The sequence below is a fragment of the Emticicia sp. BO119 genome (genome assembly GCF_013912375.1).
Lineage (GTDB): Bacteria > Bacteroidota > Bacteroidia > Cytophagales > Spirosomataceae > Emticicia.
On sequence record NZ_JACETV010000006.1, the window covers coordinates 318,848 to 332,768 of the forward strand.

The following is a 13,921-nucleotide window of genomic DNA, read 5'->3' on the forward strand; positions in this document are numbered from 1 at the left end:
TTTCTGATAATGAAACTTACGAAATTACTTGTTATTCTTTTTATAAATAGTCTGACGACTCTGGCACAAAAACCCTATTCGGTTCAGATGGCAGAATCGTTTATGACCTGGCACAGAGATTCTATTGCCGTTAAACCCAATAGACCTGCCGCCTGGGACTACGAGCAGGGGCTTATGTTAAAAGCACTCGAAAAAGTATGGTACCGCACCGGAGACGGCATGTATTTTGAGTATATCCGCAAAGACCTCGACCGTTATGTGCAGAAAGATGGCAGTATTCGCACATACCCTTATAATGAGTTCAACCTGGATAATGTACCCACCGGTAGAGCTTTGTTGTTGCTTGCCCAACAAACCCAGCCCGATAAAGAAAAGTATATTAAGGCCGCTAATTTGTTATGGAAACAAATAGAAAATCAGCCTAAAACTAAAGAGGGTGGTTATTGGCATAAACAACGTTACCCTAATCAGATGTGGTTAGATGGCTTGTTTATGTGTGAGCCTTTTGCAGCAGAATACAGCAAGCTATTTAATAAAACGGAGCATTTTGATGATATTGCCAAACAATTTGCCTTGATTGAGAAATATGCCGTAGATGAGCAAACAGGCCTGGTGTATCACGGCTACGATGAAAGTAAAGAACAAAAATGGGCTGATAAAAAAACGGGGCTTTCACCGCATTTCTGGAGTCGCGCCATTGGTTGGTATGCCATGGCTTTGGTTGATGTATTAGATTATTTCCCTGAAAATAATCCTGAAAAATCAAATCTTATTAAATATCTGCAACGCTTAGCTCCTGCATTGGTAAAATATCAGGATGCTAAAACCGGCGTTTGGTATCAGATGACTTCACAAGGGAATAGAAAAGGAAACTACTTTGAGGCTTCGGGTTCATGTATGTTTGTGTATGTCTTAGCTAAAGGTGTAAGACTGGGTTATTTGGATGCCAAATATCTGACAGCCGCTAAAAAAGGTTATGCAGGCATTTTGAAAGAGTTTGTTGAAAAAGAAAAAGACGGCACTATCAGCCTTAATAAAACAGTTAGCGTTGGTGGTTTGGGAGGCAATCCTTACCGTGATGGTTCTTATGAATACTATCTGAGTGAGCCTATCCGCAAGAATGATTTGAAGGGTGTTGGACCATTTATCTTTGCAAGTGTTGAAATGGAAATTGCCAATGAGAATGCGCTTGGGAAAGGTAAAATAGTAGCTGTGGATGGGCATTTCAATAATGAGTTCAGAAAAGATCTGAATGGTAATCAAGAGAATTTTCATTATACGTGGGATGACCGAATGCACTCAGGTTTCTGGGTGTGGGGTAATATCATTAATCAATTGGGTGCCAAAACAACTACTATCAAATCCGCACCTACAGTCGAAAATCTGAAAGACGTCAATGTGTACATTATTGTTGACCCCGATACTAAAAAAGAAACAGTCAAGCCTAATTTTATTCAGGCAGATGATATTAAAAATATCAGCAATTGGGTACGCAATGGAGGAGTTTTAGTGATGATGGCGAATGATACTGCCAATTGTGAACATAAAAACTTTAATCTGTTAGCGAAAGAATTTGGTATTCAATTCCTGCCTAAAAATATCAATATGGTGCAAGGTACACAATGGGAACAGGGCCGTCTGGATATTCAGGCTAATAATCCTGTCTTCAAAAATACTCAGTCAGTTTATATAAAAGAATTAGCGCCATTGGCACTAAGCGGTACAGCTAAGTCGATTCTAACTGAAAAAGGCGAGGTGATTATAGCTGCTGCCAAAATAGGGAAAGGAACTGTATTTGCCGTTGGCGACCCCTGGTTGTATAACGAATATACTGATGGCCGACGTATCCCGATTGTATATCAGAATTTTAGTGCAGCAAAGGATTTAGCGACTTGGCTATTGCAACATAGCACTAAGAGATAATATAAGGTACCTTATTGCATTTTCTTTTTGTCAAAATAGTATTAAAAAAAGAAAAATTAGGGCAGAATAAATTAATTTAAACTAAATAGTTTTGCTGAACCAATATTTCAATAATTATTAAGAGCTAGCAAAGAACTGAAAATCCTTGTGTCGCTGTTAAAAAATAGCCTTTCAGAGAGCATGAAACCGTTTTTAGACGAAGACTTTTTGTTGCAAACCAAAACCGCCCGCACTCTCTACCACGAGTTTGCGAAAGTTATGCCTATCATTGATTACCATAACCACTTGCCGCCTGACCAGATACTGTCAGATAAAGTGTTTAAGAATATCACTGAAATATGGCTTTATGGCGACCACTATAAATGGCGAGCCATGCGTACGAATGGAATCAATGAAAAATACTGTACGGGCAATGCCTCTGACTATGAGAAATTCGAAAAATGGGCAGAAACTGTGCCTTATACGATGCGGAATCCGTTGTATCATTGGACACACCTCGAACTACAACGCTATTTTGATATAAAAGATACTTTAAGCCCAGCAACGGCTCAAAATATTTATGACATCAGCTCTGAGAAAGTCAATTCTGCTGAATTTTCGGTGCGTAATCTTCTTCGTAAAATGAATGTAAAGGTGGTTTGTACGACTGACGACCCATTGGATACATTAGAATATCACCAACAATTAGGAGAAGCCGGCAATTTTGAGATAAAAGTTCTCCCTGCTTTCCGGCCAGATAAGTTTATATTGATTGATAATCCCAATTTCCCGACTTATATTCAGAAATTAGGCGTCATAGTTAACTTTGAAATACAATCTTTTGAAGATTTGCGGAAGGCGCTTCGCAAGAGAGCAGATTTCTTTGCCTCCCAGGGTGGGCAAATCTCTGACCACGGTCTGGAGCAAATCTATGCTGCCGATTTTACACCAGAGTCGGCCGATAGTGCCTTTAAAAATGCCATTGCAGGCAAAACTCTTTCGGAAGCAGAAGCAATTATTTTCAAATCCGCTATTCTGCATGAATTAGGTAAAATGTATGCCGAATTAGGTTGGACACAGCAGTTTCACTTAGGAGCATTACGCAATAATAATAAGCGTGCTATGCGGCTGTTAGGTCCTGACACAGGATGGGATTCTATTGGAGACTGGTCGCAGGCTGCTGCTTTATCCAAATTCTTAGGAAAACTCGATGAATACGACCAGTTAGCAAAAACAATTATTTATAACCTGAATCCAAGGGACAATGAGTTGATTGCCACGATGGTGGGTAATTTCAATGATGGCTCTATGGCCGGAAAAGTCCAGTTTGGCTCTGGTTGGTGGTTTCTTGACCAGAAAGATGGTATGGAAAGACAAATCAATGCGCTATCTAACATGGGGCTTTTAAGCCGTTTTATTGGTATGCTGACTGACTCCCGCAGTTTCTTGTCGTTTCCTCGCCACGAGTATTTCCGTAGAATTCTATGCAATATCTATGGCAATGATATTGAGAATGGCGAATTGCCTAATGATATTCCTTGGATTGGTGAGACTATTCAGAACATTTGCTACAACAACGCCAAAAACTATTTTGGCTGGTAATTAAGTTTAATGAAACGTTTTATTCTCTTTTTTTGCCTGATTGCTTGTCAGGTTTCAGCACAAGTATCTACTACCAAGCCCTGGGCTTATTGGTGGTGGATGGGTAGTGCTGTTACAAAAGAGGGAATCAGGCAGAATTTACAAGAATACGCCAAAGCAGGTTTCGGTGGAATGCATATTATTCCGATTTATGGGGTAAAAGGAGAAGAAAGCAAATTTCTGCCATTTTTATCAAAAGAATGGCTCGGAATGCTTGATTTCACATTGAAGGAAGCTAAAAAAAATAACTTGGGTATTGATTTAACTTTAGGAACAGGCTGGCCTTTTGGTGGTAAAAATGTATCTACTCAGGATGCCGCTCAGGCATTCAAAGTAATAGAAAAAGACGGAAAATATACCCTTACTTTTGCTCCTACCAATCAGAAAGTGAAGAGAGCCGCACCTGGTGGTGAAGGATTAGTGGTTGACCCTTTCAACAAAGCCGCTATTGAGCGATACCTGCAAACTTTTAATGTAGCTTTTGGAGAAAAAAAATATCCTGTCCGGGCTTTTTATAATGATTCTTACGAAGCCTACGGTGCCAACTGGACGGCCAACTTCTTTCAGCGATTCAAAGAGTTAAGAAGATACGACCTGCAGGAACATTTAGACGTTTTGGCTAAAGAAAAAGCCGAAACTGAAAAGGAGAAGCTTATCTGGGGCGATTATAACGAAACACTTTCGGATATTCTTCGCGAAGATTTCACTAAAACATGGGTAAACTGGTCGAAACAGCAAGGTAAAATTACCCGTAACGAAGCACATGGCTCACCTGCCAATATTTTAGATTTATATGCTATTGCCGATATTCCTGAAACAGAATTTTTCGGTAGTAAACCTTATGATATTCCTCTCTCGCGTATTGACCCTGACTATGAGGTAAATCGTTTTGGAGTACCCGATGCGCTGGTTTTGAAGCTGGCTTCATCTGTATCTAATGTGATGGGTAAGAAATTAGTCAGTTCTGAAACAGCTACCTGGCTTGGCAATCACTTTAAAGTATCGCTTTCGCAGGTTAAACCTATTATTGATGAATCATTTATTGGCGGAGTCAATCATATTTTTTATCATGGTCTCCCCTATTCTCCTCCCAACGAGCCATTCCCTGGCTGGTTGTTTTATGCATCAACCAATTTCAATCAGCAAAGCCATTTCTGGGAATACCTGCCGGAACTGAACAGCTATATTACACGATGTCAGGAAAAACTGCAAAACAGCAGGCCGGATAATGATATTCTGATGTACTTCCCAATCCATGATTTATGGCAGTCAGTGGGCAATAAAGCAAAAACGCATGCAATTGATGTACACGCGATTATGAAAGATGGTATGCTGAAATCTGCATTTGGTGATGCCTGTAAAGAGTTAACCAGTCATGGTTATAGCTTTGATTTTATATCTGATTTACAGCTAAAAAATACCCGGATTACTAACAAGCAATTGATTACACAGGGAAAGCAGGTTTACAAAGCTATAATAGTACCTCCGATGCAATATCTTCCGGTGGAAACACTTGCTTATTTGGAAAAATGCAAAAGTGCCGGGGTACCGGTATTCTTTGTTAATCGACTCCCGAAATCTACTACCGGATTTCATAATTGGGATACTCGCCAGAAGCAATTTGAACAGATACTATCAAAACTTAACAATACTGTTAGTGCAAATATCATTGAAAGTTTAAAAGTTGCTAAAATCAGAAAAGAACCTTTGGCTGAATCAGGTTTATCATTTATCCGTAAAAAAAATACCACAGGTACTATTTACTTTGTCAGCAATCTTGGTAATCAGTTTAAACAGGGTAATATTCATTTAGCAATTCCGGCACAGGCTGTTAAAATTTACGACCCTCTCCATCAGAAAAGCATGTGGGTCAACGTCAATAAAATTAATACTAATTTGATAGAAATACCGCTGGCACTTGCTGGCGGAGAAAGCGTGTTTATTGAAGCCTATAATCAAAAACCATCTGCAATGAAAATTTCTCCGGTTAAAACAGATGGAGAAAAGATTGTACTAAAAGGCAACTGGAAAGTAGATTTTGTAAAAGGAGAACCTTTTATTCCACATTCGTTCCAGACAGATAGTCTGCAATCGTGGGTAAATATGAGTGACTCTACAGCCCAGTACTTTAGCGGAACAGCCCATTATCAATTACAATTCAGTTTAGATAAAAACCAGATCAGAAATGGGTATCTGGATTTAGGAGATGTAAGAGAAATGGCAACTGTTAAACTCAACGGAAAAGACTTAGGCAAGTACTGGTCATTGCCTTTCAGAGTCCCATTCACAGCCAATATGCTGAGTACAAGTAATAAATTAGAAATAGAAGTAACCAATTTATCAGCCAACCGAATTAGGTATTTAGACAAAACAGGAGTAAATTGGAAGAAATTTTATGACACCAATATGGTGGACATCCGTTATCAACCCTTTAATGCAGCTAACTGGCAACCTGTTCCTTCTGGATTGTTAAGTCCTGTAAAATTAGTTTTAGAAAAATAAATCCATCACCGAAAGGAAAAGAATCCTTTCCTGAACCTAATCTTTTAACCCTATAAACTATGGAAAAAATCGGAAAGTATCGTTGGACTATCTGTAGTCTTCTCTTTATTGCCACCACTATTAACTATCTTGATCGAAACGTAATCAGTTATTTAAAACCTTATCTGGCCGAAGCCTTCGGCTGGACACCCACACAAGAAGTAAACGACTATGCTAATATAGAATTGGCCTTCAAGTTAGCCTATGCGATGGGTATGGTGTTTGCAGGTGGCTTTGTCGACAAATTCGGCACAAAATTAGGCTATGCCATTGCTACAGGGCTATGGAGCGTGGCAGCAGTTGCCCATGCGTTTTGCACAGGTACTTTAGGTTTTATCATTGCACGGGTCTTTTTAGGCGTTACTGAAGCCGGGAACTTTCCCGCTGCTATTAAATCAGTTGCCGAATGGTTCCCACAAAAAGAAAGAGCCCTGGCTACCGGTTTTTTTAATTCAGGCACTAATATCGGTGCTATTGTGGTACCACTATCTGTACCAATGATTGCCGAAACATGGGGTTGGCAATGGGCTTTTATTCTCACAGGAGCTATTGGTTTTATCTGGCTTATTTTGTGGTTTATCTACTATGAAGTGCCCGAAAAACAAAAACGTCTGTCAAAAGCCGAATATGACTATATTCATTCAGACAAGGAAGAACCCGTTAAACAGGAAAGAGTACCCTGGATTACCCTACTGAAATTCCCTCAGACCTGGGCCTTTGCCATTGGTAAATTTCTGACTGATCCTGTTTGGTGGTTCTATTTATTCTGGTTGCCAGATTTTCTGATGAAAGAATATGGTCTTTCTAAAACTGAAGTTGCATGGCCTTCTGCACTGGTTTATATCATTGGTAGTGTAGGGAGTATTTTCGGCGGCTGGTTACCATTAAACTTTATCAATAAAAACTGGCCCGCTTTCAAGGCTCGTAAAACAAGTATGCTTATTTACGCTTTCGCTGTTTTACCAGTGTTATTCTCTCAATACTTGGGAGCAATCAATATGTGGCTTGCGGTATTGGTAATTGGTATTGCGGCATCGGCTCACCAGGCCTGGAGTGCCAATATTTTCACTACGGTATCTGATATGTTCCCTAAAAAAGCTACAGGTTCGGTAACAGGTATTGGTGGTATGTTTGGCGGTTTGGGTGGTATCCTGCTGACCTGGCTGGTGCAAAAAAATATGTTTGTTTATTATACCGAAATCGGACAGATACAAACCGGATACTTTATTATGTTTTGCATTTGCGGTGCAGCCTATCTTTTGGCATGGTTCATTATGCACCTTCTTGTGCCAAAAATGAAAAAAGTAGATTTGTAAAAATCCGGCTTCGTATTCAAACTAAAAAATATTCAACATGAAAAAGTTAATTGTATTAGGTGTACTCCTATGGGTTAGCCAATTCTCTTTTGGGCAGGGTGTAAAAACCACTATCGAAGATTTAGAAAAAAAACGCTTTGCCGCTCAGGTGGCAAAAGATGGTGAATATCTGAATAAAATCCTGGCCGACGACCTGATATATGTGCATTCAAGTGGTAAAACAGACAATAAAGAATCCTATGTTGCGTCGGTTCTGAACGGCAGCAGCGTCTACTCAAAAGTAGATATAGAGGCTATGTTGGTGCGTACCTACAATAAAGAAAAGACAGCAGTAGTAAACGGAACAGTTATGATTACTCAGCCGCCTGTCGATGGCAAACCTGTTCTTCTGCATCTGCGCTATTTAGCCGTTTATACAAAAGACAGTAAAAAGGGATGGCAGTTTAACTCCTGGCAATCATCAAAACTGCCTAACTGAATTTAATTTTATTCTAAGCAAAATTAATATTGGTTTTACTACTTCTTAAATTCTATGTAGAAGTAGTAAAACCTTTCTCGTTATTGAGAAACTATTAGCCAAACAGAACCTATTCAGATTATCAATGAAAAAATTAGCTTCAATATCAGGTTTCCTTATACTCTTTTTGCTAACCGGAGTTAATGCACAAGTACCACAAGTCTTAACACAAGCTAAAACGCCTGAAGAGGCAGGTTTTTCAAGCGAAAGATTAAAAAGATTAGATACTCACTTTCAGGAAATCGTAGATAAAGGCATTGCCCCTAATATTGTCACGCTGGTAGCTCACAAGGGTAAAATAGTACATGAAAAAGCCTTTGGATACCGTAATCTTGAGACGAAAACTCCACTCAGAAAAGACGATATTTTTCGCATAGCTTCTCAGTCAAAACTTATCACGACCATTGGTTTAATGATGCTGTTTGAAGAGGGTAAGTTCTTTCTGGATGAACCTATCTCTAAATATATATCCTCTTTCAAAAATGCAAAAGTTCTTGTTAGCTATGACGAAAAAGACCATAGCAAATATATTACCCGACCAGCCAAATCAGCTATTACAATTCGTCAGTTATTAAGCCATTCAGCGGGTATTCCTTATGAACATCCTTTACAGGAATTACCAGAGTTTAAAGTACCATTCTTTTGCTCGATAGAGAACGACCAACTGAAAGATGTAGTAGATAAAATTGCTGCTCGTCCACTCCTGCATGACCCGGGTGCGCAGTTTACTTATGGCTTGAATACAGACGTACTCGGCCGTTTGATTGAGATACTTTCAGGTATGCCATTTGATGAATATCTGCACAAAAAAGTACTTGACCCTTTAGGAATGAACGATACCTATTTCTATTTACCAGCAGATAAAGCCAACCGGTTAGTTGAACTCTATTCTAAAGGCAATACAGAAGATAAATTGACACTGCATAACAATGAAATTTATAGAAAATTTGCCATTACGGGACAAAAATCTTATTTTTCTGGTGGAGCCGGTTTAGTAAGTACCATCCAGGATTATGCCAGAATCTGCCAGTTTATACTAAATAAAGGCGAGTTTAATGGCAAAAGGTTATTAAGCAGAAGTACCATAGATTTAATGACCCGCAACCAGATAGGCGAAAACTTTGTATGGGACAGACAAGATAAATTTGGTTTAGGCTTGCAGATTATTACGCCCGAATCGCATTATGGAGATAACGCCACTCCTGGCTCCCTTACATGGGGTGGTATGTATTGCTCAGAATATACGATAGACCCTAAAGAAGATTTGATTCTTTTGGTATTCACCAATGTTCATCCTTATGCACATTATTCTGATATTGTCCGGAAATTCAGGATTCTTGTATATCAGTCGCTTCAATAATCTTTCCGCATAAACAAAACGTTTTGTTCCGTTAAAAAGAAGAATCTGGTTGTAAAAGGCATTTTTGAGCTGACTTTCAGGTATTTTAAACATTTTTGTAAACACCGTGTATGGACAAAACGTTTTGTTTTATTAATAGCAGAGAGTTGACTATAAAACACCGGTTCCGAACTTACTTTATCGTTTTGCAAAGTCCGATTTTCTGACGAACTTTGCCCTTCTATACAATTCTATTATTTCAATAAAAATGGCACATCCGTTACAAGGAGTAGGTGTAGCTTTAATAACACCATTTGACGAACAGCACGAAGTTGATTTTGAGGCTTACGGCAGACTGCTCGATTTTACAGGCGCAGGCGGAGTAGATTATTTTGTTGTACAAGGTACAACCGGAGAAACTTCAACTACCACTGCCAAAGAAAAGACTGATTTATTAAAGTTTACAAAAGAAAATAATCCCAAGAACCTACCTATTGTCTACGGTTTAGGAGGCAATAACACCAAAGCAGTTTTAGAAACTATCAAGGCTACCGATTTATCTGGTGTTACGGCTATTTTATCGGTTTGTCCTTATTACAATAAACCGCCGCAAGCTGGGTTAATTGCTCATTTTACGGCCATTGCAGATGCTTCTCCAGTACCGGTTTTATTGTATAATGTTCCGGGACGTACAGTTATCAGCTTACAAATTCCGACTATTGTTGAATTAGCCAGGCATCCTAATATCATTGGAATAAAAGATGCCAGTACCATCGAAAATGCGCAGGAATTAGCCAAGCGTTGTCCAGAAGATTTCCTTTTATTGTCTGGTGATGACAACCTCGTTACTACATCAATAAGTGTAGGTTTTAAGGGAGTGATTTCAGTAATTGCGAATGCATTTCCGAAGGAATTTGGTGAACTGACCTGGGCTGCCCTGGACGGTAATTTTGATAAAGCCGCCGAAATACAGAAAAGATTCATTGATTTTGACACCTTGCTTTATACAGAATCGAATCCGGTTGGCATTAAAAAATGTCTTGAAATCAAACACATTTGCAGTTCAGAAGTACGTCTGCCATTGGTAAAAGCATCTGATTCATTAGGATCAAAATTAGAAAAAGCCATGATAGCCGAAGGCTTCTGGCAATAAAAAATATACAGCTTAATCTTCTAAAGGTGGGGATTCTCCACCTTTTTCATTTCTGTAGAAATAAAGTGCATCTCTTACTGAGATATTGATTTCAAAACCCAATATCAGAATCAAAGCAATCAGATAAAGCCACACCATCAGGGCTATCAACGTACCTATAGAGCCATAGAGTTTATTATAGGAGTTAAAATTAGCCAGATAAAATGAAAAAAGGTTAGTAACTAAAATGCCTAAAAAAGAAGAGATAAAAGCACCTATATTAAAAAACTTTAATCTTTTATGAACGGCAGGAGCAAAATAATAAATTACACAAATACCAAAAAAGAAAATCAGAAAGATACCCCCATACCTAACCATCTGAAACAGATAAAAAGTGAAATTCTCACTCAGCAATCCTTTAGCAAACAGGAAGTCTATAATGATTCTGCCTACCACTAAAATAACAATAGCACAAACCATCACAATAATCAACAGTATCGTAAGGAAGAGAGCAATAAGTCGGGCCTTGAGATAATTACGTTTTTCTCTTACTTGCAATGCCATATTAAAGGCACGCATAAGTGCCATCATACCATTGGTAGCTGCAAAAACCGTAAAGAAAAACCCAAAAGATAGAATATCACTCCGTTTCCGGCTTACAATTTCTAATATGGTTACAGATGTATTTTCATAAATCCCGCGGGGCATGGCATCACTCAAAAAATCCATAATCAGACGATCGAGATGATTAATCGGAATGAATGGAATAAGAGTAAATAAGAAGATAACACCCGGAAAAACCGCCAGCAAAAAACTATAGGAAACAGAGGCGGCTCGCTGATCAATATCGAAGGTTATAATTTTTTTCCAGAGAATCGTCAACAAATCATACAGTGAAACTGTTGTGTTCCATAGATGGATACTTTCAAGAAATTGTTGAAGTCGTTTCAAATTCGGGTCGTCTTTGGTCTTGTTACAAAAATACGAATTTACCTGACTTAACTATTCATTGCATCAATTTTCATGAATTTGGCGATATCGCAATCTACGCAAATTAAGAAAAATTAAGCATGCGTATAGGCAATAAAAGTTAATATTTTTGCATTGTAGCTTTACATAATTTATAAAACTGATACTCTTATGCGATATAACATACTCTGGGCAGACGATGAGATTGATTTACTAAAACCATACATAATTTTTTTACAAGGCAAAGGCTATGACGTTACTCCGGTGCCAAGTGGGGCTGATGCCATCGATAAAGTAGAAACCGAACGCTTTGATGTAGTCTTTTTAGATGAAATGATGCCTGGTATGACCGGACTGGAAACCCTTTCACAAATTAAGCTACTGAAGCCAAATTTGCCCGTAGTAATGATTACAAAGTCGGAAGAAGAGCGGATCATGGAAGATGCCATCGGTTCAAACATTGCCGATTATCTGATAAAACCCCTTAATCCGAATCAGATTCTGCTATCAGTGAAAAAGATTCTTGAAAATAAACGCCTAATTTCCGAAAAAACCAATTTAGGCTATCAACAGGATTTCCGTAATCTGGCAATGCAGTATAATGACCGCATAGGGCATGAAGAATGGGCTGAAATCTACAAAAAGCTCATTTACTGGGAGCTTCAGTTAGACCGTTCGGAAGATAAAAGTATGGAAGAGGTTTTTGAAATGCAGAAATCAGAAGCAAATTCTAACTTCTGTAAATTTATAGAAGAAAATTATGAAGATTGGCTCAACGACCCGAAAGTTGATAAACCTTTACTTTCGCATCAATTAATGAAGAAAAAAGTTTTCCCTTTGGTGCAGGCTAACTCTCCTCTTTTCTTCTTGTTGATAGATAATCTGAGATATGACCAGTGGAAAATATTAGAGGAAGTTATTAGTGGTTATTTTAATGTAGAGGAAGAAAGTGATTATTATGCCATACTCCCAACTGCAACTTCCTATGCCCGGAACGCAATTTTTTCGGGTTTAATGCCTTCAGATATGGCTCGTCAACACCCTGATTTATGGGTGAATGATGAAGGAGAGAATGAAGATGCATTAAACAACAATGAAGCTGAATTTCTGAAACGCCAGATTGATAAAAGTCGTCTGAATATCAGCTTCTCTTACCACAAAATTTTAAATACAAATCAAGGGAAAAGTCTGGTTGATAATTTTAATAATTTATTAAAAAACCAACTGATAGCCATTGTCTATAACTTTGTAGATATGCTTTCTCATGCACGTACTGAAATGGGTATGATTAAAGAACTTGCACCTGATGAGTCGGCATATCGTTCTATTACAAGATCGTGGATTGAACATTCACCTTTATTAGATTTATTGAAGAAAATTTCGGAGAAAAAAGGTAGGTTAGTAATAACCACCGACCATGGTATGATTCGGGTAAAACACCCTAAAAGAATTGTAGGAGATAGAAATGTAAATACTAACTTGCGCTACAAACAAGGTAAAAACCTGAATCTGGACGATAAAGGCGACCATGTATTGGTAGTAAGGAGACCCGAAGCATTTATGTTGCCAAAGCCTAATGTATCGACGGCTTATTTCTTTACGATGGAAGATTATTTCTTTGCGTATCCTAATAATTATAATCATTATGTGAGCCATTATAAAGATACTTTCCAACATGGAGGCATCTCAATAGAAGAAATGATAGTACCTTTTGCGTATCTGACTGCTAAATAGCAATAAAAATGAGAGCCTTGCTGTGTCTATTATTTTGTGCATTCCTATTAGAGGGTGTAGCTCAACCAGACCGGAATGAATATATCGGTAATAAATTCTCTTTTTTCACGGTCATGAATATGGGCAATGGCGCTGGGAAATATCAAACCCTATTGAAAGAAAGAAACAGATTAGGAACCCAGTTTGGTATATCTGGTGGTTTGTTATTGAATCCTTTTTTTGGAAAAAAGTCTTTCCCAATAATGATAGGTGGAGAAGTTGGTACCATAAACTATTGGGAAAGACCAATTACCTCGTATCCCGGAGATTTTTCTATTACTACTTTTTCTAACTGGTTAAACGTTCTGGTGAGATACCGTCCTATTTTATGGAGTTCAAGGTTCAATCCGTACATTGACGCGTTTTATGGAGTTAAATATATTAATTCAAGTCTGTGGGAAAATTTAGGTGAAGATGGGGCACGAGATTTACAAAAGTGGACAACAACAACTCCAAACTATGGTGTAGGCATCGGAGTCGGTCTTAAGTTATTCAGAAGTGAAAAAAATTTATACTTCGATGTTGGCATTTATTACAAGCAGGCAGATGCTACTAAAATTCTTAAGCCAAATTCTGTACTCATTGATAATAGCTTTGGAATTACAAGTACAGAAATAGTAACAAATACCAATTTATGGGTAGTTAAACTAGGGCTTACATGGTTTAATACAAAATTCGAATAAGCTATTTGCAATATATTTATCACATTATTTGCACTTCATGGAAATGTTCTATCAGTCCAAATTTATTAATATTCATAAATAATTTCATAATCTCAACCAATGTAGTAA

10 protein-coding genes are annotated in these 13,921 nt (G+C 38.1%); 9 read left to right on the top strand and 1 reads right to left on the bottom strand.

What is annotated here, in order from left to right; translation table 11 throughout:
* Window positions 1–9 precede the first annotated feature (9 nt).
* From H1R81_RS19920 to dapA, 7 genes are all read left to right on the top strand, one after another.
* Window positions 10–1,923, top strand: coding sequence for a glycoside hydrolase family 88 protein (locus tag H1R81_RS19920; protein ID WP_181842495.1), 1,914 nt, complete (start codon window positions 10–12; stop codon window positions 1,921–1,923).
* Window positions 1,924–2,103: 180 nt separating this feature from the next.
* The gene (uxaC, locus tag H1R81_RS19925) at window positions 2,104–3,504 is read left to right on the top strand and encodes a glucuronate isomerase (protein WP_181842496.1); all 1,401 of its coding nucleotides are present in this window, start codon (window positions 2,104–2,106) and stop codon (window positions 3,502–3,504) included.
* Window positions 3,505–3,513: 9 nt separating this feature from the next.
* Entirely contained in the window at window positions 3,514–6,045 is a 2,532-nt protein-coding gene (locus tag H1R81_RS19930) for a glycosyl hydrolase (RefSeq protein WP_181842497.1), read from the top strand.
* Window positions 6,046–6,104: 59 nt separating this feature from the next.
* Window positions 6,105–7,400: an MFS transporter gene (locus H1R81_RS19935; RefSeq protein ID WP_181842498.1), complete on the top strand. Its 1,296-nt coding sequence runs from the start codon at window positions 6,105–6,107 to the stop codon at window positions 7,398–7,400.
* A gap of 37 nt (window positions 7,401–7,437) precedes the next feature.
* Window positions 7,438–7,878, top strand: a complete 441-nt coding sequence (locus H1R81_RS19940) for a nuclear transport factor 2 family protein (protein WP_181842499.1) — start codon at window positions 7,438–7,440, stop codon at window positions 7,876–7,878.
* 124 nt (window positions 7,879–8,002) lie between these two features.
* On the top strand, window positions 8,003–9,277 hold the full coding sequence (locus H1R81_RS19945) for a serine hydrolase (protein WP_181842500.1): 1,275 nt from the start codon (window positions 8,003–8,005) through the stop codon (window positions 9,275–9,277).
* A gap of 247 nt (window positions 9,278–9,524) precedes the next feature.
* Window positions 9,525–10,409 carry a 4-hydroxy-tetrahydrodipicolinate synthase gene (gene dapA, locus H1R81_RS19950; RefSeq protein WP_181842501.1) on the top strand — a complete coding sequence of 295 codons (885 nt, stop codon included), beginning with the start codon at window positions 9,525–9,527 and terminating at the stop codon, window positions 10,407–10,409.
* Window positions 10,410–10,421: 12 nt separating this feature from the next.
* Here the strand turns inward: dapA and H1R81_RS19955 are convergent, their stop codons facing one another.
* Window positions 10,422–11,339 (bottom strand): YihY/virulence factor BrkB family protein, encoded by a 918-nt coding sequence (locus H1R81_RS19955; RefSeq protein ID WP_181842502.1) that lies wholly within the window; start codon window positions 11,337–11,339, stop codon window positions 10,422–10,424.
* Between the two features lie 189 nt (window positions 11,340–11,528).
* On the opposite strand from H1R81_RS19955, the gene H1R81_RS19960 reads away from it, so the two are divergent.
* The gene (locus H1R81_RS19960; RefSeq protein WP_181842503.1) at window positions 11,529–13,091 is read left to right on the top strand and encodes a bifunctional response regulator/alkaline phosphatase family protein; all 1,563 of its coding nucleotides are present in this window, start codon (window positions 11,529–11,531) and stop codon (window positions 13,089–13,091) included.
* Between the two features lie 8 nt (window positions 13,092–13,099).
* Window positions 13,100–13,813 carry a hypothetical protein gene (locus H1R81_RS19965; RefSeq protein WP_181842504.1) on the top strand — a complete coding sequence of 238 codons (714 nt, stop codon included), beginning with the start codon at window positions 13,100–13,102 and terminating at the stop codon, window positions 13,811–13,813.
* Window positions 13,814–13,921 lie beyond the last annotated feature (108 nt).

Excerpts from the sequence above, each read along its gene's own strand:
- H1R81_RS19920 (WP_181842495.1), top strand. The coding sequence starts at position 10 with ATGAAACTTACGAAATTACTTGTTATTCTTTTTATAAATAGTCTGACG.
- uxaC (WP_181842496.1), top strand. The coding sequence starts at position 2,104 with ATGAAACCGTTTTTAGACGAAGACTTTTTGTTGCAAACCAAAACCGCC.
- H1R81_RS19930 (WP_181842497.1), top strand. The coding sequence starts at position 3,514 with ATGAAACGTTTTATTCTCTTTTTTTGCCTGATTGCTTGTCAGGTTTCA.
- H1R81_RS19935 (WP_181842498.1), top strand. The coding sequence starts at position 6,105 with ATGGAAAAAATCGGAAAGTATCGTTGGACTATCTGTAGTCTTCTCTTT.
- H1R81_RS19940 (WP_181842499.1), top strand. The coding sequence starts at position 7,438 with ATGAAAAAGTTAATTGTATTAGGTGTACTCCTATGGGTTAGCCAATTC.
- H1R81_RS19945 (WP_181842500.1), top strand. The coding sequence starts at position 8,003 with ATGAAAAAATTAGCTTCAATATCAGGTTTCCTTATACTCTTTTTGCTA.
- dapA (WP_181842501.1), top strand. The coding sequence starts at position 9,525 with ATGGCACATCCGTTACAAGGAGTAGGTGTAGCTTTAATAACACCATTT.
- H1R81_RS19960 (WP_181842503.1), top strand. The coding sequence starts at position 11,529 with ATGCGATATAACATACTCTGGGCAGACGATGAGATTGATTTACTAAAA.
- H1R81_RS19965 (WP_181842504.1), top strand. The coding sequence starts at position 13,100 with ATGAGAGCCTTGCTGTGTCTATTATTTTGTGCATTCCTATTAGAGGGT.